A 26,179-nucleotide genomic window follows, 5' to 3' on the forward strand; every position below is an offset into this window, starting at 1 on the left:
CCGCCTAACGACAGTGAGTCCCGTTAAACAATGAAATTCATGCACAGGCACACCGAGGCACACCGAAGCGATCGTATCGGCTGGCTGCGCGCTGCCGTCCTTGGGGCCAACGACGGGATTGTCTCTACCGCCAGCCTGTTGATCGGCGTCGCGGCCGCCAACGCCAGCCACGCCACGTTGCTGGTTACCGGTATGGCAGGGCTGATGGCCGGTGCCATGTCCATGGCCGCTGGCGAGTACATTTCCGTGCACTCCCAGGCCGATACCGAGCGGGCCGATCTGTCCCGGGAACGGGCAGAACTGGCGAGCGACCCGAAAGCCGAGCACATCGAGCTTGCCAACATCTACATGCATCGCGGCGTATCACCCGAACTGGCGCATCAAGTGGCCGATCAATTGATGGCCCATGACGCACTGGGCTCTCATGCCCGGGACGAGTTGGGCATCAGCGCCACCCTCACCGCCAAACCCTTGCAGGCCGCCCTGGCCTCCGCCGCCAGTTTCGTGGTGGGCGCCGCGTTGCCCCTGGCCGTGACTTTTTTCGCCCCGGCGCACAGCGTCGGGCCCTGGATATCGGCCATGTCATTAGTGTTTCTCGGGACATTGGGCGCCATTGCCGCCAAGGCTGGCGGGGCCAACGTCATGACCGGCGCCTGGCGGGTAACATTCTGGGGGGCTCTGGCCATGGGGATTACGGCACTGGTGGGGCACGTGTTTGGCGCAGTGGTCTAGCGGGCGACTGCGTTGACCTCAGAGTTTGATTGCGCGCTTTGATCAAGCGCGCAGGTTCAAGGTTTTCTTTTGCAGTGCGACTCGGGCGCACCGTATCCCCACGTGATTGTCGTCTCGGCCTGATGCTCCCAAAGGGTCTCATTGCGCCCAAGGTATTTAATGCCACTGCCGCCTGGCTGCTGGTACATCAGCGATACGCTATCGCCACGCTCGGCGATCAATGTCGGCGGATCGGTGTTGAAGAACATGGCCGTAACCTCGTTAGCCGGGTTGCCGTCGCACTCGTAGTAAACAGGCCCTGTGTCCGCTACCAGTCGGTACCGTGCCTGCAACTCGGCGATGCGGCGCTGGTATTCCAGGCGTAAGCAGGCACCCGCGTCATCGCTCTTCCAGCAGTCATCGCGCCCCTTGATCCAACCACGTTGCTCTGCTTTCAGCGTGGGAGGATGCTCGTTGCCGGCCTTGATACTCGCACTGGCATAAACTTGCGACAGCTTGCGATCGAGTGCGGACAAGTCCTTGTCTTCACAGATCATAGCCTCGATACCCCCGGGCTCCACCTTGGCGCAATCGTAAGAAGGGCCAGGAGTCACATTGACCGTCAGGGGTTTTCCGGCGTCGCTCCCGGTCGCCTGCATCGCCTTGGTCTGCTGGTCAATGTACATGCACCACTCTTCGGAGCTTCGTTCAGGGACGTCTGCCCCACCACGAACCCCTGCTTTGAATTCGATCACCGATTTCCATTCGTCGGAGCCAATATCAGGCCCGTGCCCTTGCGCATCGGCGGTTTGCAGTCTCTTGTCGATCGCTTGGTACCAAGCGTCAGAGCATAGGGATTGCGCCTGGGCAAATCCCGTGGTGGCAACAACAAAAAGCAAGGCAAGATACTGGGTCATGTGCAGTCCTTTTTGATCCGGGCAGTCGTCAAACAACGGCATAGGCCGGATACTCCGTCAACGAGCAGATCTTTGCGAGTTTCGCAGATCATCCGTCGGGTCGACCACAACGGGCTTGTTATAATCAGCAAGAACGAACAGAAACACGACAATTGAATACCTGACCGCCAGCGCTGGAATGAAGCACTCAATGAAGCGTCCAGGGTTAAAAAAGGACTTATCGCAGAATGTGGCCACATCTTGCTCCGACCCTTCTGACGTGCATCCTCCAACTGCTGGCATCGAGCGCCAACGCCGCACAGCAGACGCATGAAACGCTGACGATCATGGTAGAAGATGCTGCCGCGCCCTGGTCAAACAGCGACGGTACAGGTTACGCCAACGACGTGGTCCTCGCCGCCTTCAAAGAGATGGCCGTGGAAGCCAGGTTAAAAGTAGTGCCCTATTCACGCTGTAAGTACATGGTGCTCAACGGCCAGGTCGCTGCTTGCTTCAACATGAGCTGGCAACCCGAATTCCAGGGCAAGGTCAAACTGGCGGCGCGACCGATATTCAACGTCAGTAACGATGTTTTTGAATCCATCAAGACCCCCTTGCCGAAGCCCCCGGACGGTCAATGTAATTTGCCGCCCGGCACCGTCGTCGGCATCACCAGAGATTACGAATACTCAGCCCAGGTCATGGCACTCCAGGCTTCAGGGGTCGAGTTCGAAAATTCCCTTTCAGACTTGACGAGCCTCCAAAAACTCGCTGCTCGACGCTTTCAGGCAGCCGTGATCATGAGCAACGACCTCGAGGTCAGAAACCGAAAGGCTCAGCAGTCCGGGACAGAAGATACCGTGCGCTTCGCCTTCAATTGCGGCCTGGTGGACTCGACGATAGGTTTTAGCCTGTCCCATCCAGACGGATTGCGCGCACTGGAAATGTATGACGAGGGCTATCGACGCATCGAGGCCAACGGTGTGCTTGAGAGGCTTCACCAGCGCTGGTTTCCTGAGTAGTGAATTGCCCAGGGTTTCATGGAATGAGGTTCTTCACGCATCCCCGGGAAACTGTAGGAGCCAGCCTGCCGGCGATGGACTCAAGTGCGCCGCGTTCATCCAGCTCACCCGCGTAATCGTTAACGACCATCGCTGGCAAGCCAGCTCCTACAAGTGACCGCGTCCTGTAGGAGCCAGCTTGCTGGCGATGGACTCCAGTGCGCCGCGTTTATCCAGTTCAAACGCGTTATCGTTAACGACCATCGCTGCGATGCGGCGACCCGACAAGCCAGCTCCTACAAAGGACCGCGTTTACCCGGTTCAAACGCGTTATCGTTAACGCCCGTCGCGGGCAAGCCAGCTCCCACAAGTGACCTCCAGGCCTGGGCACTACAAACCTTCATTGAAACGGAACGAAGCGCCATAAGCCGACGCTGGCAAATGGTTCGAACCGTCACCCCGTAATCGCGAGCGAAAGGTGCCGCTTTGCGGTTGGGTGCGGTAGAGCCCGCGTTTCTGCAATTCAGGGATCACCAGTTCTACGAAATCCTCAAGACTGCCCGGGCTGATCAGCGGGTTAATCATGTAACCGCTGGTACCGGATATCCTTGCGTGTTCCTCAATGCGTTCGGCCACCTGTTGAGGGGTGCCCACGAGAATAAGATCACTGCCTCGGGTGACGTTGGCAAAACGCTGTTTGACGTCACCTGCCGTCAACGGTTTACCACTGCCGTCGGGATGCATCACATAGGAGGTCATGCCCTCGGTGTGGGTGGAAAGCGCCTCACTGTCGGCATAGCGGCCGATATCAATGCCGGTGTCGCCCGCGTAACTGACCAGTTGCGCCTGCAAGTGATAGTTGCTTTGCAGTTCGTCGTATTTGCGTTGAGCCTCAATCTCGGTTTTCGCGGTGACGATACGCAGTACTGTCAGGGACTTCACATCATCACGCTGACGGCCACGTGCTTGAGCCTTGGCCCAGATTTCCTCCAGCCCCAGGCGAATTTCCTGCGGGTTGGACTTGGCAATGAAGATCAATTCGGCGTGCTTGGCGGCGAACTCACGACCGCGCCCCGACCAGCCCGCCTGAATCAACAAAGGCGTCCGCTGCGGCGATGGGGACGTCAAATGCGGCCCGGCCACCCGGTAATGCTCACCCACATGATTGATCGGCCGCACGCGCTCTCCCCGAGCGTAGAGTTGGCGCGCCTTGTCCGCGACCACGGCGTCGTCGGCCCAACTGCCCTCCCAGAGTTTGTAGACCACATCAAGAAACTCTTCGGCACGTTCATAGCGGTCATCGTGCTTGATCATCTGCTCCAGGCCGAAGTTGCGGGCGGCGCTGGACAGGTAGGAGGTGACGATGTTCCAGCCGACCCGGCCGTTGGTGAGGTGATCCAGCGTGCTGAAGCGTCGGGCATGGGTAAAGGGATGTTCGTAGCTGGTGGTCACGGTAACGCCAAAGGCCAGGTTTTCCGTAGCGGCGGCCAATGCCGGAATGATCATCAACGGATCGTTCGCCGGGGCTTCCACGGCCCACTTCATCGCCGCATCGGCGTTGCCACCAAATACATCGTAGAAGCCCAGCACATCACCAAAAAACAGCATGTCGAGGTGAGCCTGATCGGCAATGCGTGCCAGGTTCGACCAATAGCCCAGAGAATTGATCGCCAGTCGTTCGTCAGCGGGATGGGTCCAAAGGCTTGGCGCGCCGCCACAGCCCACACTGGCTTGCTCATAGAGCGCAAACAAAAGAGGTTTTGGATCGGACATCGTGGTTCCTGTAGATAAAGTCATTAAACGGGGCGGTTCACCGCTGATTCTTGAAACCTTTGCCGTAGTGGCGCTCAAGGCGGTGCTGTATCAATTCCAGCCCGATGGACAGCAACCAATAGATGACCGCTGCGGTGGTGAGCATTTCGATGTAGCGATAGGAAGAGCGCCCATAGGACTGCGCCAGGAACATGACCTCCCACACACCCATCACCGAAATCAGCGATGAGTCCTTGAGCATTGAAATGAACTGGCTGGTTGTCGGCGGAATGATCGTGCGCATGGCTTGCGGCAAGATGATGTGCACAAAGGTCGCCCTCGGCCCAAGACCCAGCGCCTTCGCCGCTTCGCGCTGCCCGGGTGCTACAGCCAGGATGCCGGCACGAAAGATCTCGCTCAGATAGGCACCATAATTAAGCGAAAGCGCAATGATCCCCGCGCTGATTGCACCGGGTACAACGCCCAACTGCGGCAAGCCCAAATAGATCAGCAGGATCTGGATCAGCAGCGGTGTACCGCGAAAAAAAGACGCATAGAAACTGGCAATACCGAATGCCACTGCGCTGCGTGACAGTCGCGCCAGCGCCGTCACAAAGCCAAGGAGCAATGAAAGCCAGATCGAACACAAGCATAGGAACAACGTCAGCGCGGCGCCTTGCAGGAAACCGTTTGGCCCAAGGTGCAGGCCGACCAGATTGGGCCATTTCTCCAGGATGATCGAAAACTTCAAATCGAAGCTCATGAAGAACAGGACGCACAATCCAGACAACGCCGCCCACGTCAAATACAGGCGAGTGCGAAATCCAAACAATTGGCTAAGGCGGCGCGTCTCGATTGCAGGGGCGGCAGTCGCCTTGGCCGGGTGTGGGTTGAGGGCTGTCATTGGCTGATGTCGGCACCGATCCACTTCTGCGAAATCTTGCTCAGCGTACCGTCAGTCTTGAGTTGAGTAATGACCTCGGTGACTTTGGCACTCCATTGCGGGTCGCCCTTTTCAATGGCCACGACGTTCGGTTCGGCATACAACGTGTCGCCGGCTATCTTGAAGCGCGGATCCTGGGCAATACGCTCGCGAGCGGTGATGAGGTTGGTGACCATGGCATCAAGGCGCACGCCAGTTCCCAGCGCCAAGTCCTGGAAGGCCACTGTTTCATTGTCATAAGGGGCCACTTGGACGTTATCGAACGGATAGTTCAACGGCTTGTCCTCGGCGCCCTCGATCACCAGATCCTTGTTCAAGTAGGCTTCGTAAGTCGACGCGCTGATCACACCGACTTTTTTGCCGGACAAGTCTTTGCCCGCCGTGATGTCTTTGTCCTTGGCGTTCACCACGATGACTGCCGGCGACTGGTAATACTCGACCGGAAAATCAAACACCTCGGCGCGTGCCTTGCTCGGGGTCATCGAGCAGACGCAGATGTCATAGCGCCCACTCCAGCGGCCAGCAGCAATCACATCCCAGGACGGTGTTTCCAACTTGAGTTTGACCCCGAGGCGTTGCGCAACAGCCTTGGCAACATCCACGTCAAACCCGTCGAGTTGGTTCTGCTCATTGAGAAACGAGAACGGCGGATAACTTTCCATCAGGACGCCGGTCAGCTCCCCTTTTTGTGTCACGCGATCCAGGGTCGCACCCGCGAAAGCCGTTGAGCAGGTAGCGAGCAACGCCAAGCCAAAGGGTAAAAGCGCCATAGTTTTCAAAGACAAATGCTCCAATCAATTCAAAAAGCCTGAATAGATTAAAACGCACTATAAAAATCATTTGTACTTTCTTTATGGAATATAAGGCTCGCTTCAGGCTATATCGAATCAATGGCTGGAACGTTCACGGAGCAGGCATTTATTATGTTATATAGTAACCATACATAATCTGTCGGTGGCTGCTGGCAGAGCTCTCCACCCTCTCTGCCTGCGACTTTCGATGACAAACTTCAATCAGATTCCGCCCACCACAAGCGTAAGCCAACGCCTGCTATCCATCGATGCCCTCAGGGGATTGGTGATCCTATTGATGCTGCTGGATCACGTGCGCGAGACGTTCTTTCTACACCGCCAGGTAGCCGACCCGATGGTCATCGACACCACCGAACCGGCGCTGTTTCTCAGCCGAACCCTCGCCCATTTGTGTGCGCCGGTGTTCGTTCTTCTCACTGGACTGTCCGCTTATCTATACGGCGAAAAGCACCAGGGCAAGAAAGCCGTGTCGATGTTCCTGTTCAAGCGTGGCCTATTCCTGGTTCTGCTGGAGTTCACCCTGGTGAATTTCGCCTGGACTTTTCAGTTGCCGCCCAATGTGATCTACCTGCAGGTGATCTGGGCGATTGGCCTGAGCATGACGGCCCTCGCTGCACTGGTCTGGCTACCTCGGCCGCTCCTGTGTGTGCTGGGCCTGGTCATCGTCGCCGGACACAACCTGCTCGATTCTCTGCACTTCCCGGTCGGATCAGCGATGCACCTGCCCTGGGCAATCTTGCATGATCGCGGCTGGATCGAATTCTCCGACAGCTTGCGCCTGCGCACTTCCTATCCCCTGCTGCCGTGGATCGGTGTCATCGCCCTGGGTTACTGCATCGGCCCCTGGTTCGCACAATCAGCCTCGGCCACCGTGCGTCAGCGTTATCTTTTGCTGGCCGGGACCAGCGCATTGACCGGTTTCATCGCACTGCGCCTGGTTAACGGTTATGGCGAGGCACATTGGGGGCTCTATGAAAGCACCACACAAAGCCTCATGAGTTTCTTCAACACCACAAAATACCCACCGTCCCTGCTGTTCCTCTCGCTGACGCTAGGGGTAGGCCTGTTGCTGCTGCTTGGCTTGGAGCGGGCTCGCCAACGCAATTGGATCAGCACTCTGGCGGTATTTGGCGCGGCGCCGATGTTCTTCTACCTGCTCCATCTTTACGCGCTGAAAATGCTGTATCTGACCCATGTGGCGTTGTTCGGTTTGAATCAGGGCAACTACTTCGGTTTCGACAGCATTTGGGCGGTGTGGCTGACGGCCGCGCTCTTGGCTACAACGCTGTTTCTACCTGTACGCTGGTTTGCCGCATTGAAGGCTCGTCGTCGTGATATTGGCTGGCTCAAATACTTCTGATCGGGGCACAGGTTTTTCACGGGCGGCTGGTAATAGCGCGTAGACACTGACGCGCTGTCAGGCCGCCCGCTCCAGTGCATCCAGCAAGCCCGCGTACTCCAGTGAGAGCCGGTGGCGCGGGGCCAGATGCACGATGGGAACAGACACTTCGTGAGACTCGCGCATCTTGACGGAACTGCTCAGGTAAACCGGCAGCACTGGCAAGCCTTCGGCCAACAGCTCATTAACGAGATTCTGGTGAAACCCGGTGTGCCCGGTGAACTGGTTCACCACCACCCCTTCCACTTCAAGCGACTCATTGTGATCGAGTCGCAGCTCTTCCACTTGAGCGATGACCCGGTACATCGCCTGGCGAGAAAAGCTGTCGCAATCGAATGGAATCAGCACCCGGTCTGCCGCCACCAAAGCGCTGAAGGTGTAGAAGTTCAGTGAAGGCGGCGTATCGATATAGATGCGCTCATAATCCTCAGACAGTTCAACCAGCAACTTGCGTAGCTTGTTGATCTTGAACTTGCTCTCGAGTCTTGACTGCAGGTCTGCCAGATCGGGACTCGCCGTCACCAGGTGGAGGTTGTTGTAATGGGTCTCGGTGATGCACACCCGATTGCGCCTGCCTTCGAAACCGCCGGACAAAGTCTGCTTGAAGAAATCGGCTATGCCGGCAGGAATATGCTCGTTGCTCAGCCCGGTGAGGTAGTGAGTCGAGTTTGCCTGGGGATCGAGATCAACCAGCAGCGTTCGGTACCCTTCGGCAGCACTGACAGCCGTAAGATTGCAGGCGATGCTGGATTTTCCAACGCCGCCTTTTTGATTGAATACGACACGACGCATAAGGCTTGCTCATCCATGAAAAGGCCAAGGGCCATCTGTAGTAAATGTAAGCAGTCATGTCAATTCTATGACCGCAATATTACAGTTTCACGACAGTGGTTGCCTGAAGGCACGGACTAGAGCGTTGCGCTCGGCGAATCCGAGTGTCTACAAGTTTACGAATCCCGGTGGGAACGGACGGGTGATTGGCGCAGTGTCCGCCCCACGCGTCTCATGGGTCAGCGCGATCGCCAGTCAGCAGCCTGCTCGAAAGCATGGGCCGCCCGGTAAATGTCGGCTTCGCCGAAGTACTTGCCGACCAGTTGCAGGCCAATGGGCAGGCCATCGCGCATGGCACAAGGGATCGACATCGCTGGATGGCCCGACACATCGAAGCCACAGGTGTTGCCGAGCATCTCGAAGGCACGACCCAGGAAATCCGGCAGTGCGGCATCCGCGTTCGGTAGTGGCGTCGACCTGATCGGCAACGTGGGCATCAGCAGCAGGTCAAAATGTTCGAGCAGGCCGTCGTAGGCCAGGCGCAGTTGACGGGCGAGATTCTGTGCTTTTCCGTAATAGCGGCCTTGGTACTGGCGACTGAGGTACTCACCGAGGATCATTGTTGTCTTGACGGTGTCCGGAAGGCTGTCTGCCTGCCCCCACCATCGCGCATGGTGTTCCATCATGTCGGTCAGGTAGAGGCCGCGCCAATTGAAGCCGTGGCTATTGCCTTTCATCATTTGCTGGGTGGCGCCTTCGGCCGCAATTGCCAGCCAGATAACCGCACCCATGGTGTGCATGGGAAGGGATACTTCTTCAACCGAAGCCCCGAGTGCACGGAAGGTCCCACAGGCCTCCAGTACCGCCTGATCCACGACGACTTCCGCGTTGGCCAGGCCGAAGCCCTCCTTGAGAATGCCGATCCGCATGCCAGCGACGCCACGTGACAGCGCCTCGACGTAGCCGCCCACCTTTGTCGGGGTCGATTGGCGAGGGTCGAGGCCGTCCGCACCCGCCAGCACCTCCAGCATTAGCGCGTTGTCCCGGACGCCAGCGGTGATCGGCCCCAGGTGGTCGAGTGTCGTTTCGATGGGCATGGCGCCGGTATAGGGTATCAACCCATAGGTGGGTTTCATTCCGTAGACGCCGCAGAAGGAGGCCGGGATGCGAACCGAACCGCCTTGGTCGCTGCCGACGGCCAGATCAACTTCGCCCGCCGCGACTAGCGCGGCGCAGCCCGACGAAGACCCGCCAGCGGAGTATCCGTGCCGGTGTGGGTTGTGCACCGGGCCGCTGGCTGCGGTATGGGAGCCGCCCGAGAAGCACAGCGCTTCGCAGACTGCCTTGCCGGCGATAGTCGCGCCCGCATCCAGAAGACGGGTAACGACGGTGGCGTCGACGTCCGGCACATAGCCGTCGAGCGTAAAGGAGCCATTGAGCATGGGGAGCCCGGCGACCGCGATGTTATCTTTGATCGCAACGCTTCTACCCGCTAACGGGCCGTCGCTCCTGCCGCGGATCTGCGATTTGCATTGCCAGGCGCCATAGCGGTTCTCCTCGGCGCCCGGCAAATGAACCCCTTGCCGTGGGTAGCGGACTTCTGGAATAAAATCCGGAAGCGCTTCGAGTTGGTCGTACGCGTCGAAATTACCCTGTAGCGCGACCTGATAATCCTCGATCTGCGAAGGGCTCAAGGTGATGCCGAGGGAGGCGGCGATTTCACCGATTTGTTCATTGCCGGGTCTGAGAATGGCCATGTAGTGTCCTCATGGAAGTCCGTGCTGAAAAAGGGTGCGCCGAGCGACACGCAGAAGCTGAACGTCTGTTAGCTGCTTCGTCGCACCGAAAAGTCGTTCGTCAGGCCGGGAGCAGATAGCCGCCGAACAAGTCCACGACCACTTTTCCCGCGTCCGCCTGGTCTCCCCAAAGTTCCTGGGTCGTGAACTGGACGTGGTAGGTGGGTTCGGATGGACTGGAATGGCCATGGCCGACCGTATCGGGGAATGGCCATTCCTGGGATGTGCGGTGCACCACTACACCGCGTTTTCCGCGAACATAACCGGGCATGCGGATATGCCCGGAAACGAACTCATTACGCACGAGCACCTGATCGCCCACCTGAAACGGCTGTTCAGGAGGACTGGGGGCACGCCCCGCGACCCAGGGCATGGCCAGTGGATAGGCGCCTGCGGCCAGTTCTTCGAGGCGTTGCTGTTGGAGTGCTCCCTTCTCGACGAACAAGGACGCCACGCCGACGATGATCCTGTCGTAGTAGCTGGACGTCAGGTATTGGCGCGGCTCCATGCGTTCTATCGCATGGCGCAGTTCGTCAACATTGAACAGGCCGAGTTCGGCTGCGCCCAGGAAGAGCAGGCTGTAGCCGAGTTTTTCCCAGTCTTCGTGGAAGACCGGCTTGTAGCTCAGGGAGTTGGCGGTGTGCTGTACCCGGCCGAAGCCCTGAAGGCCACCGAGATCATGTATGCCATCCATTTTTCATTCACTCGCTGCAGATGATGGAAGTAGTAGCTACCGGATCATTCCCGGCCCATACGCTCAAGGCTTGCCGGGACTTCAGGTCGGGCGATTCCGATCAGTACGTCCTTGGTGACGAGCAAGGCCAACGCCTCTTCCGACCAGCCTTCCGTACCCGCCGGCCGAAATGGCAGGACCATGTAGCGGGTTTCGGCAGTGGTATCCCAGACTTGGATCTCAACGTCGAGAGGCAGGTCCAGGCCCATTTCACGCAGGACCGTGCGCGATTCCCGTACGACCCGCGCGCGGTACTCGAAGCTCTTGTACCAATCCGGTGGCAGGCCGAGGACAGGCCAGGCAGTGCAGGAGCAGAGCGTGCAGACGATTACGTTTTGCAGTGTCGGTGTGTTTTCCAAGGCGACGATGTATTCACCCTGCACGCCGGTGTAACCGAATTGGTCGCAGGCGGCGGTAGCGTCCCGCAGCAGCAGTTCGCGATAGGCGGGGTCTACCCAGGCCCTTGCCACGACTCGCGCGCCATTGGCCGGATCGAAATCGTTTTCCATGATTTCGGTGAATTTCTCGACATAGCCTTCGGGCAGCAGTTCGCGTTCCTGGAGTGCATTTTTCAGGGCATAGGCGCGAGCGGATGCCGGCGCCGCAGTCTTGTTCAGGGTGTTACTCATGATCGTTCTCCTCTTGGCGAATCACCGAGCAGTTCATGCTCCACACATCAGCCCTGTACCGGCGTGACAGTTGATGTATTCATAGCGCTGGTCCTCGGCGCGCATGACGCTCACTTCGTGGTAGCCCTTCCACTTCAGATCGGCCTGGAGCGTTTGCACCATGCGCATGAAGGTCCCGAATATCTCGATATGGGTGGGATGGGATTCTGACCAGCGTTCAAGGTGCGCCAGGGAGCGCCAGTGGCTGACCGAAAAACTCTTCTCTTGAAGTTGCCCGCTGGCGTCGATGTGCTGCATGTAACGATTGCTGTAACAACCGACAGGCTGGCCTTCATCTCTCAGGAAATTCATGCCTTCGCGCAGCACGGGCTCCATCTCGCCGAGGTACAGCTCCCGCTCCTTGCCAACTGTTTCGGTCCAGTCCTGACCAGAGCGAATGACCACCAGGTTTTCATGCCCCCTGACAATCACACGGGAAGGCCTTTCTTCTGCCACCAGGTCCCCCGTTGGCGCCATGCCATCGGTCTGTGAAAGCGCGATCCGGTCGCGCATGGCGCCCCAGTAGCCATGTTCCTGAATCTCGTCGCTACGGGTCGCCATGACAACGCCCACACCTTCCATGCCCTCTGGCATGGCATAGAGTGTCTCGAAGCGCTCAACGCCCGGCATCAGGATTTCCCGGAAATAACCCAAGCCATCGCTGCCACGGGATTCAGCGTTCCACCAGCTGGCAACCTGCATGTTCGCTTCCCAGCGAGCGAAAGCGGCGGGATCGTCCCAATAGGCGATGGCCAGCATGTTGTCGTAGCCGGCAGCATCGACGTAGTGAGACAGGTCATGGTGATGAGGGCCATCGTCCAGGGTAAAGCTGGTCATGATCTGCCGCAGGGCTGCACACGCAGCACTCAACTGGCTCTCACCTTTTGACTGGACACCGAAGTAACCCATTACGAACTGGGTGACTGAAGCATCGGCGCGTCCTACCCAGGCCGGGAATGGAGGGGTGTAACTGTCGTCGATGCGCCGGGTGCGAGTACGAGGGCACATCAGGTGCTTGTCGATTGCTGATTCCATGGGTTTCCTCACAGTTTTTGATTGCCATTGACCGCCGATGCGCGGCATGGCCTATGGCTTGCTCTTGTTGTTGGTTAAAGCGAGGTCAGAACACCCGCGCATAGCGAAGATTCATCCGGAAGTCTTCTCGCGGGCCGTTTTCAACAGACAGGTCCCGGCCCAGCTGAAGTTGCAACTGGTCCTTGGGGGTGAAAAAACGGGTTGCGGTGAGGCGGAAGTTGGTGGTGCGCATGGCACTATCCAGGTCAGCGCCATCGATCTCGGCTTCACCTCCCCACGTCTGCCCGAAGCCGACGCCCAATGAAGTTGCCGGGTCCGGCATGTAACGCCCCATCAGTTGCGCAGCGTAGGAAGTTTTCTGCTTTAGAACATCCGAACCGGGACCGTAGTCATCGTTGCTCCCATACCAGATCGCATCACCCACCAGATCCATCGCCCACTTGTCGCTGAAGTGCTTGATATAGGCAGTCTGGAAATCGACCTTCCAGCGGTTTTCGCCGAGGTTGATCGGATCATCCTTGTCATAGCTGCCGGTAGGTACGTACAGGTAGGCGTTGAGGCTGAAAGTATCGCGGGCGCTGTTAAGCAAGAACTTGATCGGTGCTGTCAGGATCAGGTCGCCGGTGCCGCTGGAATTTCCCAGTGCGGAAGCGTCGCCGCCGCTGGAAACGTGACCGAAAGGCAAAAGGAACTGTGGGTCGATGGTGACTGAATCGCTCAACTGATAGACGTGCAGCAGACGCAGGATGCCGATGTCAGAGGTCAGGTTGAAATCTGAACTGGCTTCACGCCCATGGACGCGCAGAGAGTCAGTGGTAGCGTGCTGGTAATAGACCACGCCGATGGTGGCACCCGCGGGGTATTGCTCGTAGTCACCCGGCGCCACCTCCACGGCCAAAGTGGAAAAGGAAACGCCGATAAGCGTCAGCGCTGCCCATACCGATTTTTTAACCTCAGGAAGCAACAGTCTTATTGTTTTCATTATGTCTGCCTTGCTCGGAAAACCCCTCACGGGGAACTTGGGTCTTTGACCTTCCTGGTCGTGCGCCGGGCATGCCTGGCGTACGGGTCGACATCCAACGGCCATTCACACCGCATGTGTTTGTCGCTGACTCAAGGATGAGGCCGCCGTGCATCACACTTCTTGGCTCAGACGGAACCAAAAATATGCTCAGACGGCCCTTCCGTCTCAGGTAGCTGGCGAGTAGCTGGAGGCTGTTGTAAAAGTTGTCCCAAGGCGTTTGCAGGCCGTTGCGTACAGGGAGCTTCGCTAACCGTCAAAGAGCCCCGCCTGACAGAAAAAGCGAAGCAAACTATGGATCTATCCTGAAAATAAATTCAAAAAAGCAGGGGTACATTGCAATTGAACAAAGACGCTCGGGAGTACTCCATAGTGATTCCGCAAACCGGTCGAAAGGTTCTGGCGGGCACAGACTGGTCTAGCGAAAGCGTTGACCTCACGACTCAAACCAACTCTTTCAATGACCGGGTGGACTACTGGCGGGAAATGATCTTGCGACTGTTCGCCGACGTGGAAATCGGTGCAATCCCGAACCCCGATTTCTTCGGAAAAGTTCGCTCGCAAAAGTGTGAGTTCCTCCGCGTGAGCGATGTCGGAGCCGCAGCACAAGCTGTGAATCGACGGCACTTACAACCTACGTGCCGGGAAGAGGACAGATATTTTGCGGTACTGATGCTTGAAGGCACGGAGTGCCTGGAACAGGATGGCAACCGAGCGGTGATCCGGCCTGGCGATTTCTCCATCTACGATGCAACGCGGCCGCATTACTTGACGTTCGAGAATGACTGGAGGCAGATCATCGTCAGCGTACCCCGAACCTGCATCAATCAGTTGGTGGTAAACATGGAGTGCCGCACGGCAACGCGGATATCCACTGACAGCCCTGTGGGAAGGGTCATGCGCTCCTTCCTGGAGAGCATTGCCTCGCAGATCGGGCAGTTCACTCCAATTGAAATGGCACGGCTATCAGAGTCGATTACACATTTGATCGCGCTGACACTCGGCCATCTGCAGCCCATGGACTCTGAGCATTCGCGCTCACAGGCACTGACACTGATGCGGGTCAAAATCTACATTAACGACAACCTGGGCAACCCCACACTCAGCGCGCAGCAAGTTTCCCTGGCAACGGGGGTCTCCGTTCGCTACATCAACAAGCTGTTCGAACAGGAAGGTGTTTCCCTGATGCGCTACGTGCTGCGTCGGCGACTAGAGCGCTGCAGCAGCGATCTTCTCAATCCGATCAATACAGCGCATCGAATATCCGACATTGCCTTTCGCTGGGGCTTCAATGACCTTTCCCATTTCAGCCGGGTCTTCCGGGAATTCTATGGTGTAGCGGCCAGAGAATGGCGGGAGTCACAAACGAAGCGATGATTGGCGTGCATCTGCTGGCCGCCGTACCGCTTCGCATCCTGTGTCCAGCGCATGGCGCTCACAGAACGCCATCAGTTTTTTTTCAAAGCCTTTGCCTTTGCATCGTGGCGATACCGCGACATTGATCAGGGGCATTTCCGCTTGCTCCTGACGCATCACCAGCAACCCCACGACTTCCAGGTTGTCCGTCACCACGAAGGTATCGGTCTCGACCAGCACTTGCCGATAGTCGTCCAGCATCGGTGCCGGCTTTCTGCCGATCCTTGCCCGGTAAAAGAACCGAATGCACCAGGCTTTTTCGTCTAACGTGAATTGAAGCGTTTGCATGATCTATTCCCCTGAAAATGGAGTTCGACGATGAAAACTATCGCTTCCTGGCTGTCGGTTACGTTTCTTGGGCTGGTGCTCGGCGGCTGTTCGGCGGTCGGCGCCGGGAGCGGTGGCGCTGGCGAGACGGAGATTCGTTCGGGGAAAATCGAGCAGATTACACTCACCCAGATGCAGACCAATCACGATAGCGGCGTCGGCGCCATATTGGGTGGTATTGGCGGTTTAGCCTTGGGAAGCCTGGTCGGCCAGGGGACCGGTCGGGATGTGGCGATGGTTGCCGGTGCCCTCGCTGGCGGGGTAGGCGGCAATTACATCGAAAAGAAAAAGTATGATCAGCCCGTGGACGCTCAGCAGATCGTCGTTCGGACCCACAGCGGCGTACTGGTTCAGGTGACCCAGCCAATCAATCCGGCGCTGGCAAAAGGCATGAACGTTTATGTCGAGGGCACCGGTAACGAAGCGCGGGTAGTACCGCAAAGTTAGTACCGCAAAGTTAGTGGCGGCCACCTTCGCTCACCGGACAGGCCCGTCAGAATGCCGCTCGACCCGCCCGCGATGAAAGTCGGTGTCATCTCCGACACCCACGGCCTGCTCCGGCCCGAAGCCATCGCCGCCCTGCTGGGCTGCGATTGCATCATTCACGCCGGCGACATCGGCAGCGCGCACATCCTCGACCAATTGGCGGCCATTGCACCGGTGCACGGGGTGCGTGGCAACAACGACCTGGACGCGCCCTGGGCGCGCGAACTGCCCGACTGTCTGCGCCTGGACCTCAACGGCTGGAAGGTGCTGCTGGTGCATGACATCGCCGACCTTGCAATCAATCCTGATGAGCGTGTCGACCTGGTGATCTGCGGCCACTCCCATAAACCAGGCATCGAATGGCGCGGCGCACGACTGTTCCTGAATCCGGGCAGCGCCGGGCGTCGACGCTTCAAGTTGCCGGTCACCCTGGCGCTGCTGGACCTGTCTGCACAGTCCATCGAACCTCGGCTGGTATCACTGCTCGACTGATTCATCTGCCAGGCACCGCTCTCCCTTCGCGTCATAAATACCCTAAAGGAATATTAAAATAATTATTAATTCCTTTGAAGAATATAAACAATCTCCTATAACTGTCCGAAATGGAACACCTCGCAAGTGTTTCCAGGCAAACAGCGATTCAACAAAAATTGCCTGACAGCAACACACCAACCAAAAAAACAAAATAAATCCCTTTGTTTTCATGGAGATAAAAACTGGTTCGGTTCTTGCTGAGCACTGCCACCGACTCTGTTTGTAGAGCGACAGCACAGGAATTGAACATGACTGCCCCCTTGAACGTAATCGCTGTATCCGGCGGTGCCTACCGCCCTTCTCGCACCCAGGTACTCAGCCAGGCCATTCTCGACGAGTTCGCCAACCGTCTGAATATGGTGGGCCGGGTCATCGAGCTGGCCGACCTCGCCCGCGACGTGGGCGGTGCCCTCAGCCGCCAGGAGCTGCCGGCCGAGGTAGAGGCGCAACTGCAAGCCATCGAAAACGCCGACCTGTTGATTGTCGCTTCGCCGGTCTATCGCGGTTCCTATCCGGGCCAGCTCAAGCACCTGTTTGACCTGATCGGTCAGGACACCCTGATCGACACGCCGGTGCTGCTCGCCGCTACCGGTGGCAGCCCTCGTCACGCGCTGGTGATCGATCACCAGCTACGGCCACTGTTCAGTTTCTTCCAGTCGCTGACCCTGCCGCTGGGTGTGTACGCCAGCGAATCGGACTTCCGCGATTACCGCATCGACTGCGAGCTGCTGCAGGCGCGCATCGGCCTGGCCGTAGAACGCGCCCTGCCCTTTTTCAGCCGCCACCAACGCCTGCGCCAGAGCGCCTGAGGAGCATGTCGATGAATGTTTTCTGGTTCCTGCCGACCCACGGCGACGGCCACTTCCTTGGCACCAGCCAGGGCGCGCGCCCGGTGACCCTCAACTACCTCAAGCAGATCGCCCAGGCGGCGGATGGCCTGGGTTACTACGGGGTGCTGATTCCTACCGGGCGCTCCTGCGAGGACTCCTGGGTCATCGCATCGGCGCTGGCGCCGTTGACCGAACGCCTGCGTTATCTGGTGGCGATTCGTCCGGGGATCATCTCGCCGACGGTATCGGCACGCATGGCCGCTACCCTTGACCGATTATCCGGCGGACGCTTGCTGATCAATGTGGTGACCGGGGGGGATCCGGACGAAAACCGCGGCGATGGCATCCACTTGAGCCATGCCGAGCGTTACGAAGTCACCGATGAATTCCTGCAGATCTGGCGCCGAGTGCTGCAAGGCGAGTCCGTGGATTTCCATGGCAAGCACTTCCAGGTGGAAAACGCCAAGGCCCTCTATCCACCGGTTCAGAAGCCCTACCCGCCCTTGTATTTCGGCGGTTCTTCGGATGCGGCCCATGACCTGGCGGCCGAGCAGCTGGATGTCTACCTGACGTGGGGTGAGCCGCCGGCTGCGGTGGCGCAAAAGATCGCCGATGTCCGCGCCCGGGCAGCCCGGCACGGGCGGACCGTGAAGTTCGGTATCCGCCTGCATGTGATCGTGCGCGAGACCGCAGACCAAGCCTGGCAGGCCGCCGACCGACTGATCGAGCACATATCCGACGAGACCATTGCCGCCGCGCAAAGGTCATTCGCACGCTTCGACTCCGAAGGCCAGCGGCGCATGGCCGCGCTGCATGACGGTCGCCGGGACAATCTGGAAATCTCCCCCAACCTGTGGGCCGGCGTCGGCCTGGTACGCGGTGGCGCAGGCACAGCATTGGTCGGCGATCCACAACAGGTGGCTGCACGGATCAAGGAATACGCCGACCTTGGCATCGATAGCTTCATTTTCTCCGGTTACCCGCATCTCGAAGAAGCCTATCGCTTTGCCGAGCTGGTCTTCCCGTTGCTGCCCGAACCCTATGCCAGCCTGGCAGGTCGGGGCGTAACCAATCTCACCGGCCCCTTTGGCGAAATGATCGCCAACGATGTCCTGCCACGGACACACACACCATGAGCCTGACGTTAGCGACCTGCCTGGCAGGCACCACCCAACAATCGAGGAATTGCGCGTGAGCACCCAACTACAGACTGCTGTCCTGAGCCCCTTGCAGATCGCGCGCAAACTGGCCGCCACCTTTGCCGAAACGGCCGCTGAACGGGACGAGCACGGTGGCACGCCAAAGGCCGAGCGCGACGCCCTTCGTCACAGCGGCTTGCTGGCCCTGAGCATTCCGACCCAGTTCGGTGGCTTGGGGGCCGACTGGAGCGAGACGCTCGGCGTGGTTCGCGAGTTTGCCAAGGTCGACAGTTCGATCGCCCACGTCTTCGGCTTCCAGCACCTGATGCTGGCCACCGTGCGACTGTTTTCGCGGCCCGAGCAGTGGCAGCCCTGGTTTGAACAGACCGCCCGCAACAACTGGTTCTGGGGTAATGCACTCAACCCGCTCGACACCCGCACAGTGGTGAAGAAGTTCGATGGCTGGCGTGAGTTTTCCGGCAGGAAAAGTTTCTGCTCCGGTGCCAGCGACTCGGAAATGCTGATTGCTTCAGCGGTCGACGAAAGCGCCGGCGGCAAGCTGCTGATCGCCGCCATTCCCAGTGGACGTACCGGCATTACCCTGCATGGCGACTGGGACAACATGGGCCAGCGCCAGACCGACAGCGGCAGCGCAACCTTTGAGCGTGTGCGGGTGGAAGAGTCGGAGCTGCTGCTGGATCCGGGTCCCTTGAGCACCCCCTTTGCCTGCCTGCGCCCGCTGATCGCCCAACTGCACTTTGCCCATATTTTCCTTGGCATCGCCGAAGGGGCTTTCGAGGAAGCCCGTCATTACACGCTCAAGGAGGGACGTCCGTGGTTCACCTCCAAGGTCCGCCATGTCAGCGAAGACCCCTACATCCTGCGTCACTATGGCGAGTTCTGGGTCGGCCTGGAAAGCACCCGTGTACTGGTTGAACGCGCCGCGGCACAGCTCGACGAAGCCTGGCGCAAGGGCCACAACCTGGGCAGCGAGGAGCGTGCGCAACTGGCGCTGTCGATCGCCAGCGCCAAAGTGACGGCGACCCGTACCGGCCTGGACCTGTGCACCCGTTTGTTTGAAGTCACCGGGGCGCGCGCGACTCACGCCTCGCTGCGGTTCGATCGTTACTGGCGCAACCTGCGCACCCAGACGCTGCATGACCCGGTGGACTACAAAATTCACGAGTTGGGTGACTGGGCGCTGAACCAGAACCGCCCTATTCCCACTTTCTACTCATAAGCGAGGGAGCCCCATGCAACTGCTGACTCTGCCCCCATCCCCGTCGCTGGCCACGTCGATCCGCGCCACCGCCCAGGTTTTCGAAGACCCCAAGTCCCAGGCCCTGCTCGCCCATTTGCAACAGGTCGCGCCCAGCGAGGCCAGCGTCCTGATCATCGGTGAAACCGGCACCGGCAAGGAGTTGGTCGCACGCCATATCCATAACCTCAGCCGGCGCAGCCAGGGTCCCTTTGTGGCGGTCAACTGCGGCGCCTTCTCCGAATCACTGGTCGAGGCCGAACTGTTCGGCCATGAGAAAGGCGCCTTCACCGGTGCCATCAGTGCCAAGCCGGGCTGGTTCGAAGAGGCCAATGGCGGCACCTTGTTCCTCGATGAAATCGGCGATCTGCCGATGCCCATCCAGGTCAAGCTGCTGCGTGTGCTGCAGGAGCGTGAGGTGGTGCGACTGGGGTCGCGCAAGAGCATTGCGATCAACGTCCGGGTGTTGGCCGCCACCAATGTGCAGTTGGAAAAAGCGATCAACGCCGGACATTTCCGCGAAGACCTCTACTACCGCCTCAACGTGGTCAGCCTGCACTTGCATCCGCTGCGTGACCGCCCCGGCGACATTCTGCCGCTGGCCCGCCACTTCATCCGCACCTACAGCGAACGTCTGGGATACGGACAGATCGCCCTCAGTGCCGACGCCGAACGCAAACTGGCCGACTATGGCTGGCCCGGCAACATTCGCGAACTGGAAAACGTCATCCACCACACCTTGCTGATCTGCCGGGACGGACTCGTGCGGCAGGAGGATCTGCGCCTGTCGCATTTGCGTATCGAACGCCAGGCGGAAAAAACCAGTACCACTGAAGAATCTGCCCAGGCGCTCCTGCAGCGCGCGTTCAAACGGTTATTCGAAGAACACCAGGGCGCGCTTTACGAGCAGGTCGAGGACAGTTTGTTGCGCGCCGCCTATCAGTTCTGTCATCACAACCAGGTACATACCGCCAGCCTGCTCGGACTCTCGCGCAACGTGACCCGGGCACGCCTGATTGCCATCGGCGAGCTGGTGGTCAACAAGCGTCGTGCCGTCGATGACGCGCCAGACCATCGGGTGATCCAGCTATCGATATGATTGCCCGTCACTGCCGCCGCCAATACTGACTCAGACGCCGACCCGCTCGACCCGATCAGCGATCTGTCGTGCCTGTTGCAGCAATACGTCCACTCCGCCACCGGCTGTTTCCACGCGCACCCGCAGGCGACCCAACGCACGGCCCTGGATGCGCTCGATACCCCCTTGCACCAGGTGCGTACGGCAACCGAACAGCGCGGCGATGGCCGACAACTCCGGCTCGTGGCCGCTGGCACCGGTGTAGTGCAGATCGAGCAGGATCGCGGCCGACGCCTGCGCTGACGGAACGTCATGCCCGGCTGGCTGCAGTGTGCCAAGCAAGGCACGGGTGACGTCGTGTTGCGGGTCACCGAACACTTGCCAGACGTCGCCTTGCTCGACCACCCGGCCTTGCTCCAGGACCACCACACGGTCACAGAGGTCGCGGATCACCTCCATCTCGTGGGTGATCAGCACGATGGTCAGCCCCAGGCGGCGATTGATGTCGCGCAGCAACGCCAGAATCGCCTGGGAGCTCTGCGGATCAAGTGCCGAGGTCGCCTCGTCGCACAGCAACAGATCAGGCTGCAACACCAGCGCCCGGGCAATGCCGACCCGCTGCTTTTGCCCGCCGGAGAGCTGCGCCGGGTACGCGTCACGCTTGTCCTGCAGCCCCACAAGCTGCAACAGCTCGTCGACTCGGTGCTCACGCTCGGCACGCCCGATGCCCGCCAGCCGCAGCGGCAGGCCGACGTTGTTGCCGACGGTCTGGGAGGCCATCAGGTTGAAGTGCTGGAAGATCATCCCGGTGCGCTGACGCAAGCCTGCCAGGCGTGCACGATCGAAACCGACGATGTCCTCGCCCTCGATCAATACCTGGCCGCTGCTCGGTTGTTCCAGACGGTTGAGCGAGCGCAGCAGCGAGGATTTACCCGCGCCGCTGCGACCGATGATACCGAACACTTCACCGCGGCGAATGTCCAGGTTGATGTCGTGCAGCGCTTGCACGCTCTGCTGCCCGACCCGGTAATGCTTACCCAGGCCCACCAGCCGTATATGCACGGCGGCAGCCAGGGCCTGTGGATTGAAACTGACCATGAACGAAAGTCCTGAACAAACAAAAGTGACCATGTTCCCTGTGGCGAGGGAGCTTGCTCCCGCTGGGCCGCGAAGCGGCCCCAAAAGATGGGACTGCTACGCAGTCCAACGGGAGCAAGCTCCCTCGCCACAGAAAGAGTGTTCGTCTTGGCTACCGGTCAGAAGCCCGGAGCGATCTGGCCTTTGTAGCGGGTCAGGATGAAATCGCGCACTTGCGGCGAATTCAGGGCCTTGGCCAGCTTCTGGATACCCGGATCATTGATGTTGTCCGGACGGGCGACCAGGAACTCGACGTACAGGTCCTTGCCCTTCTCGACGATCAACGCGCTGTTGGTGTCGATACCGGCCTCCAGTGCATAGTTGGCAAAGACGAACGCCAGGTCCACCTGGCTGACCGCACGGGCCAGCAAGGCGCCTTCCAGTTCACGAATCTTCAGTTTGTGCGGGTTCTCGACGATGTCGTGTTGCGTCGCCAGGGTATTGCTCGGGTCCTTGAGCTTGATCAAACCGGCTTCGTGCAACAACACCAGGGCGCGCCCGGTGTTCACCGGATCGTTGGGAATGGCGACACTGGCGCCCTCGGGCAGATCGGCGAGTTTTTTGATCCGGGTCGAATAGGCGCCGAACGGCTCGATGTGCACGCCCACTACCGGTACCAGGTCGGTGTGCCGGGTCTTGTTGAAGTCATCGAGGAACGGCCGGTACTGGTAGTAGTTGGCGTCGAGGTTTTTCTCGGACAGTTGCAGGTTCGGCTGGATGAAGTCGCTGAAGACCTTGATGTCCAGATCGACCCCCTCCTTGGCCAGCACCGGTTTGACGAACTCCAGTATCTCCGCGTGGGGCACCGGGGTGGCGCCCACCACCAGTTTTTCGTTGGCGTGGGCGCTCAGGGATAAAACGGCAGCGAGGGCGGCCAGGGTCTTTTTCATGCTCATGACTCCAGAATGATCGGAAAGTGGCCGTCGTGAGGTGGACGTAGGGCCTGCAGCAGCGATACCCGGCTGCTGCGTTCGGGTAGATCAGGCGCTTAGCGCCGTGTGTAATGCCGGACCAGACGATCGCCGCTCATCTGCAAGGCCTGCACCAGCAGGATCAGCAGCAGCACGGTGACCACCATCACATCGGTCTGGAAACGCTGGTAACCGAAACGGATCGCCAGGTCCCCGAGGCCACCACCGCCCACCACGCCGGCCATGGCGGTGTAGTCCACCAGCACGATGGCGGTGACCGTGACCGCGGCGATCAGCCCGGTCCGGGCTTCGGGCAGCAAGGTATGCAGGATGACTTGCGGGGTGCTGGCGCCCATTGACTGCACGGCTTCAACCAGACCGCGATCGACTTCGCGCAAGGCACTTTCCACCAGCCGGGCGAAGAACGGCGTGCAGCCGACCACCAAGGGCGGGATAGCGCCGCGCACGCCCAGCGAGGTGCCCGTGACCAGAGTGGTCACCGGGATCAGCACGATCAACAGAATGATGAACGGCATCGAGCGCAACACGTTGGCCACCACCGACAACAGCCGGTACAGCCGCGGCGATTCGAGCAACTGGCGCTGGCCCGTCAGGTACAACAGCACGCCGAGCGGCAACCCGAGCAACACCGTGCAGGCCAATGCCGCACCGAGCATGCTCGAGGTGTCCAGGCAAGCCTCGGCCACCTCGCCCCAATTGACATGAGCGAACCACTCGTTCATCGCCGCTCTCCCACGCGCAAGGCCGCCGCCGGGTGGGGCGTCGCCAGGCGATCGCCCTGTCCGAAGAGCTTATGGCGCAGGGTGCCGTCCTCGTACTCGCGCTTGAACAGGCCCCGTGCCTGCAACTCCGGCACGAGCAGATCGACCACCGCCTCAAAGGTTTCCGGGGCGACCACGCTGGCCAGATTGAAGCCGTCGACGTCGGTTTGCTCGACCCACTCCTGGAGCTGATCGGCCACGGTTTTCGCCGAACCCACCAGCACCGGGCCATCGCCACCGATGGCACAGTAATCGGCAATCTCTGCGGTGGTCCATGTCCGATTCGGGTCGGCGCGGGTAAACGCCTCTACGGCCGACTGGATGGCATCGCTGGGCACTTCTCGCAGAATCTGGTCCGGCCTGTACTCGCCGAAATCGATGCCGGTCCAACCCGACATCAAGGTCAATGCGCCGCTCGCACTGGCGTATTCGCGGTACTCGCGCAAGCGCTCCAGAGCCTCGGCGTCCGTCGCGGCGACGATCACCGTGAGCTGTTCGAACACCAGCACCTGATCGGCCTCGCGACCGGCCGCCTGTACCGCCGCACGCAATTGCGCGACCTGTTGTTTGAGCACCACCTTGCTCGGCGCGGCCACAAACACGCACTCGGCATTCGCTGCGGCGAAGACCCGACCGCGGCTGGAAGCGCCGGCCTGGTAGATCACCGGCGTGCGCTGTGGCGATGGCTCGCTGAGGTGGAAACCGGGCACGCTGAAAAACTCGCCCTGATGAGCGATGCCGTGCACCTTGCGCGGATCGGCGTAACCCCCGCTGGCGCGGTCGGCCTGCACCGCGCCCTCTTCCCAGCTGGCTTCCCAGAGTTTGTAGCAAACCTGCAGATATTCCTCGGCCAGCGCATAACGCTGATCGTGGGACAACTGCCGCTCCTGGCCCAGGTTTCGCGCGCCACTGCTCAGGTACGAGGTGACGATGTTCCAGCCCGCGCGCCCCGACGTCAGGTGATCGAGGGTCGACATGCGCCGGGCGAACGGAAACGGATGCTCGAACGAGACCGACGCGGTGACGCCAAAACCCAGGTGGCGAGTCGCTGCGGCCATTGCCGGCACCAGTTGCAACGGATCGTTGACCGGCACTTGCGCCGCGCTGCGCAGCGCCTCGTCGGCACTGCCCTGGTAGACGTCATAGACGCCGAGCACATCGGCGATGAACAGGCCGTCGATCTTGCCGCGTTCCAGGGTTTTCGCCAGCTCGATCCAGTAGTGGATGTCGGTGTAGCGTGTGGACTGATCACGGGGGTGGCGCCACTGGCCGGGCGACAAGTGCCCGACGGTATTCATGCTGAAGGCGTTGAGACGAATTTGCTTGGGCATCTGCGCGTCCTCAGGACCAGTCATGGCGAGGCGGCTTGATGCCGTTGAGCAACCAGTTACCCACGACGTGGTACTTCCAGCGCACAGGGTCGTGCAGGGTATGAACCCGCGCGTTACGCCAATGGCGATCGAGGTTGTGCTTGCGCAGCGTCGAGCGGGTGCCGCCCAGTTCAAACAGCTTGTTGCTGGCCTCGATGGCGATTTCGGTGGTCAACACCTTGGCCCTGGCCACGGCCAGCGATGCCTGCGCAACCGACTGTTCATCGGACGCCGAGCGGGCCTGGTCGAGCACCAGGCCGGCACGCTCGAGCAGCGCCTCGGCGGCTTCCAGACGGATGTCCAGTGCGCCGACCTGAATGATGGTCAACGGGTCTTCACTGGCCTTTTCCACCCCGGCATCGATCCATGGCCGCGCCTGCTCACGGACAAAGCTGATGGTGTCACGCAGCGCCGCACGGGCAATGCCCGCATCGATGGCCGCCGTGGTGATCTGCGCAAAGGGGCCGGCCAGGGTCGGGCGCTCGTAGGAGCGGTAGGTCGGGAACAGGTTGAAGGCCGGCACCCACAGCCCCTCGACCAGCACGGTGCCGCTGGACGTGGTGCGCTGGCCGATGCTGTCCCAGTCGTCCACCACATGCAAACCCTCGGTGTGGCGCGGTACGAAGGCCAGTTGTGCACGGTCTTCGCTGTCCAGGGCCAATACGCCCAGCCAATGGGCATAGAGTGATCCGGTGCAATAACCCTTGCGCCCATCAATGCGATAGCCCTCGCCGTCTGCGACCAGGCGGGTACGGATGTCCTGCACGTTCTTGCCGCCGGTTTCCGACAGCGCATTGGCGAAACGATTGCCCGCCAGGGCCAGGTCGAAGAAGAACTGCTTCTGGTCGTGGCTACCCTGCAAGCGGATGTCTTCCAGCAGGCAGTAATGGTTCTGCGGGATCTGGCCAAGGGATGGGTCGGCCGCCGAGACAATCGCGATGACGTGGGCCAGGGTCGCGTAAGACACCTCGGCGCCACCGTACTGCCGAGGCACCGTAATGCCCCACAGTCCGCTGTTGGAAAAAGCATCGACCACCTCGACCGGCACCTGACGCGTCTGATCGCGCTCGGAGGCACCGACTTGCAACAACGCGGCGATTTCATGGGCAATACGTATGGCTTCGGCGTCATCACGGATCACATGGGCCGAAGGTGGATTGATCGGGTAGGCGGCTGCAACTGACATGGATTCCTCACTCTAACGGTGGCTCCGCCAACGGCCGCACAGTCCTGCAAATGACTGTCGGTACGGAGCCTTACCCAGATAGAGCATGATCCATGCCATGATATTTATTCGTTAAATATCAATAACATATAGATTTCAATGAAGAGTGAAATCGCCAGCCGGACACTTGTTGTTGAAGTACTGTTGA

At 59.7% G+C, this 26,179-nt stretch carries 27 protein-coding genes and 1 pseudogene; 11 read left to right on the forward strand and 17 right to left on the reverse strand.

Going from position 1 to position 26,179, the window contains the following annotated elements:
* Positions 1 to 30 precede the first annotated feature (30 nt).
* The gene (locus CD175_RS06100; protein WP_007974824.1) at positions 31 to 732 is read left to right on the forward strand and encodes a VIT1/CCC1 transporter family protein; all 702 of its coding nucleotides are present in this window, start codon (positions 31 to 33) and stop codon (positions 730 to 732) included.
* 56 nt (positions 733 to 788) lie between these two features.
* On the opposite strand, the gene CD175_RS06105 is transcribed toward CD175_RS06100, so the two are convergent.
* Positions 789 to 1,670 (reverse strand): MliC family protein, encoded by an 882-nt coding sequence (locus CD175_RS06105; protein WP_240628924.1) that lies wholly within the window; start codon positions 1,668 to 1,670, stop codon positions 789 to 791.
* A 185-nt stretch (positions 1,671 to 1,855) separates the two neighbouring features.
* Here CD175_RS06105 and CD175_RS06110 point away from each other — a divergent pair, with 185 nt between their 5' ends.
* Complete coding sequence (locus CD175_RS06110; RefSeq protein ID WP_104448124.1) at positions 1,856 to 2,629, forward strand: substrate-binding periplasmic protein; 774 nt, start codon at positions 1,856 to 1,858, stop codon at positions 2,627 to 2,629.
* A gap of 369 nt (positions 2,630 to 2,998) precedes the next feature.
* Here CD175_RS06110 and CD175_RS06115 read toward each other — a convergent pair whose 3' ends face one another.
* Genes CD175_RS06115 through CD175_RS31595 form a run of 4 tightly spaced genes read right to left on the reverse strand, consistent with a single transcriptional unit; the run spans position 2,999 to position 6,143 of the window.
* Positions 2,999 to 4,381: an LLM class flavin-dependent oxidoreductase gene (locus tag CD175_RS06115; protein WP_104448125.1), complete on the reverse strand. Its 1,383-nt coding sequence runs from the start codon at positions 4,379 to 4,381 to the stop codon at positions 2,999 to 3,001.
* A gap of 37 nt (positions 4,382 to 4,418) precedes the next feature.
* Entirely contained in the window at positions 4,419 to 5,264 is an 846-nt protein-coding gene (locus CD175_RS06120; RefSeq protein WP_104448126.1) for an amino acid ABC transporter permease, read from the reverse strand.
* Complete coding sequence (locus CD175_RS06125) at positions 5,261 to 5,965, reverse strand: transporter substrate-binding domain-containing protein (RefSeq protein ID WP_240628926.1); 705 nt, start codon at positions 5,963 to 5,965, stop codon at positions 5,261 to 5,263. The genes CD175_RS06120 and CD175_RS06125 overlap by 4 nt, the downstream gene beginning before the upstream one ends.
* Positions 5,931 to 6,143, reverse strand: a complete 213-nt coding sequence (locus CD175_RS31595; protein ID WP_240628928.1) for a hypothetical protein — start codon at positions 6,141 to 6,143, stop codon at positions 5,931 to 5,933. Before CD175_RS31595 ends, CD175_RS06125 begins: the two co-directional genes overlap by 35 nt.
* A 159-nt stretch (positions 6,144 to 6,302) precedes the next feature.
* Between CD175_RS31595 and CD175_RS06130 the strand changes: the two genes are divergently transcribed.
* Positions 6,303 to 7,475: an acetyltransferase domain-containing protein gene (locus tag CD175_RS06130; protein ID WP_104448128.1), complete on the forward strand. Its 1,173-nt coding sequence runs from the start codon at positions 6,303 to 6,305 to the stop codon at positions 7,473 to 7,475.
* A gap of 57 nt (positions 7,476 to 7,532) precedes the next feature.
* Here CD175_RS06130 and CD175_RS06135 read toward each other — a convergent pair whose 3' ends face one another.
* From CD175_RS06135 to CD175_RS06160, 6 genes are all read right to left on the reverse strand, one after another.
* Complete coding sequence (locus CD175_RS06135; RefSeq protein ID WP_104448129.1) at positions 7,533 to 8,306, reverse strand: ParA family protein; 774 nt, start codon at positions 8,304 to 8,306, stop codon at positions 7,533 to 7,535.
* 218 nt (positions 8,307 to 8,524) lie between these two features.
* Positions 8,525 to 10,042 (reverse strand): amidase, encoded by a 1,518-nt coding sequence (locus CD175_RS06140; RefSeq protein ID WP_104448130.1) that lies wholly within the window; start codon positions 10,040 to 10,042, stop codon positions 8,525 to 8,527.
* A gap of 100 nt (positions 10,043 to 10,142) precedes the next feature.
* The gene (gene nthB, locus CD175_RS06145; protein WP_104448131.1) at positions 10,143 to 10,775 is read right to left on the reverse strand and encodes a nitrile hydratase subunit beta; all 633 of its coding nucleotides are present in this window, start codon (positions 10,773 to 10,775) and stop codon (positions 10,143 to 10,145) included.
* A gap of 44 nt (positions 10,776 to 10,819) precedes the next feature.
* Entirely contained in the window at positions 10,820 to 11,443 is a 624-nt protein-coding gene (gene nthA, locus CD175_RS06150) for a nitrile hydratase subunit alpha (RefSeq protein ID WP_104448132.1), read from the reverse strand.
* Between the two features lie 33 nt (positions 11,444 to 11,476).
* Positions 11,477 to 12,517 (reverse strand): phenylacetaldoxime dehydratase family protein, encoded by a 1,041-nt coding sequence (locus CD175_RS06155; protein WP_104448133.1) that lies wholly within the window; start codon positions 12,515 to 12,517, stop codon positions 11,477 to 11,479.
* Positions 12,518 to 12,602: 85 nt separating this feature from the next.
* Entirely contained in the window at positions 12,603 to 13,502 is a 900-nt protein-coding gene (locus CD175_RS06160; protein WP_420849097.1) for a transporter, read from the reverse strand.
* Between the two features lie 408 nt (positions 13,503 to 13,910).
* Here CD175_RS06160 and CD175_RS06165 point away from each other — a divergent pair, with 408 nt between their 5' ends.
* Positions 13,911 to 14,915 carry an AraC-like ligand-binding domain-containing protein gene (locus CD175_RS06165; RefSeq protein ID WP_240628930.1) on the forward strand — a complete coding sequence of 335 codons (1,005 nt, stop codon included), beginning with the start codon at positions 13,911 to 13,913 and terminating at the stop codon, positions 14,913 to 14,915.
* Here the strand turns inward: CD175_RS06165 and CD175_RS06170 are convergent.
* Positions 14,898 to 15,242 carry a GNAT family N-acetyltransferase gene (locus CD175_RS06170; protein ID WP_104448135.1) on the reverse strand — a complete coding sequence of 115 codons (345 nt, stop codon included), beginning with the start codon at positions 15,240 to 15,242 and terminating at the stop codon, positions 14,898 to 14,900. The genes CD175_RS06165 and CD175_RS06170 overlap by 18 nt on opposite strands.
* A gap of 30 nt (positions 15,243 to 15,272) precedes the next feature.
* On the opposite strand from CD175_RS06170, the gene CD175_RS06175 reads away from it, so the two are divergent.
* The 6 genes from CD175_RS06175 (at position 15,273) to CD175_RS06200 (ending at position 20,627) form a co-directional block, all read left to right on the forward strand.
* Positions 15,273 to 15,728: a glycine zipper 2TM domain-containing protein gene (locus CD175_RS06175; protein WP_104448136.1), complete on the forward strand. Its 456-nt coding sequence runs from the start codon at positions 15,273 to 15,275 to the stop codon at positions 15,726 to 15,728.
* A gap of 72 nt (positions 15,729 to 15,800) precedes the next feature.
* On the forward strand, positions 15,801 to 16,259 hold the full coding sequence (locus CD175_RS06180) for a metallophosphoesterase family protein (protein ID WP_104448824.1): 459 nt from the start codon (positions 15,801 to 15,803) through the stop codon (positions 16,257 to 16,259).
* Between the two features lie 290 nt (positions 16,260 to 16,549).
* A complete protein-coding gene (gene msuE, locus CD175_RS06185; RefSeq protein WP_104448137.1) occupies positions 16,550 to 17,110 on the forward strand; it encodes an FMN reductase in 561 nt (186 codons plus the stop codon).
* An 11-nt stretch (positions 17,111 to 17,121) separates the two neighbouring features.
* Positions 17,122 to 18,267 carry an FMNH2-dependent alkanesulfonate monooxygenase gene (gene ssuD, locus CD175_RS06190; RefSeq protein WP_104448138.1) on the forward strand — a complete coding sequence of 382 codons (1,146 nt, stop codon included), beginning with the start codon at positions 17,122 to 17,124 and terminating at the stop codon, positions 18,265 to 18,267.
* Positions 18,268 to 18,322: 55 nt separating this feature from the next.
* On the forward strand, positions 18,323 to 19,510 hold the full coding sequence (locus CD175_RS06195) for an acyl-CoA dehydrogenase family protein (RefSeq protein WP_104448139.1): 1,188 nt from the start codon (positions 18,323 to 18,325) through the stop codon (positions 19,508 to 19,510).
* A gap of 13 nt (positions 19,511 to 19,523) precedes the next feature.
* A complete protein-coding gene (locus CD175_RS06200) occupies positions 19,524 to 20,627 on the forward strand; it encodes a sigma-54 interaction domain-containing protein (RefSeq protein ID WP_104448140.1) in 1,104 nt (367 codons plus the stop codon).
* A 30-nt stretch (positions 20,628 to 20,657) separates the two neighbouring features.
* Here the strand turns inward: CD175_RS06200 and CD175_RS06205 are convergent, their stop codons facing one another.
* Entirely contained in the window at positions 20,658 to 21,704 is a 1,047-nt protein-coding gene (locus CD175_RS06205; RefSeq protein ID WP_104448141.1) for a methionine ABC transporter ATP-binding protein, read from the reverse strand.
* Positions 21,705 to 21,733: 29 nt separating this feature from the next.
* On the opposite strand from CD175_RS06205, the pseudogene CD175_RS32050 reads away from it, so the two are divergent.
* Positions 21,734 to 21,838, forward strand: a pseudogene (locus tag CD175_RS32050) (N-acetyltransferase); the annotation flags it as partial.
* Between the two features lie 24 nt (positions 21,839 to 21,862).
* Here the strand turns inward: CD175_RS32050 and CD175_RS06210 are convergent.
* From CD175_RS06210 to CD175_RS06225, 4 genes are all read right to left on the reverse strand, one after another.
* On the reverse strand, positions 21,863 to 22,633 hold the full coding sequence (locus CD175_RS06210) for a MetQ/NlpA family ABC transporter substrate-binding protein (RefSeq protein ID WP_007974850.1): 771 nt from the start codon (positions 22,631 to 22,633) through the stop codon (positions 21,863 to 21,865).
* A gap of 98 nt (positions 22,634 to 22,731) precedes the next feature.
* Complete coding sequence (locus CD175_RS06215; RefSeq protein WP_104448142.1) at positions 22,732 to 23,397, reverse strand: methionine ABC transporter permease; 666 nt, start codon at positions 23,395 to 23,397, stop codon at positions 22,732 to 22,734.
* A complete protein-coding gene (locus CD175_RS06220) occupies positions 23,394 to 24,767 on the reverse strand; it encodes an LLM class flavin-dependent oxidoreductase (protein ID WP_104448143.1) in 1,374 nt (457 codons plus the stop codon). The genes CD175_RS06215 and CD175_RS06220 overlap by 4 nt, the downstream gene beginning before the upstream one ends.
* Positions 24,768 to 24,777: 10 nt before the next feature.
* Positions 24,778 to 25,992: an SfnB family sulfur acquisition oxidoreductase gene (locus tag CD175_RS06225; protein ID WP_104448144.1), complete on the reverse strand. Its 1,215-nt coding sequence runs from the start codon at positions 25,990 to 25,992 to the stop codon at positions 24,778 to 24,780.
* Between the last annotated feature and the right edge of the window lie 187 nt (positions 25,993 to 26,179).

It is taken from the genome of Pseudomonas laurylsulfatiphila, from assembly GCF_002934665.1.
In the GTDB taxonomy this organism is placed as follows: Bacteria; Pseudomonadota; Gammaproteobacteria; order Pseudomonadales; family Pseudomonadaceae; genus Aquipseudomonas; species Aquipseudomonas laurylsulfatiphila.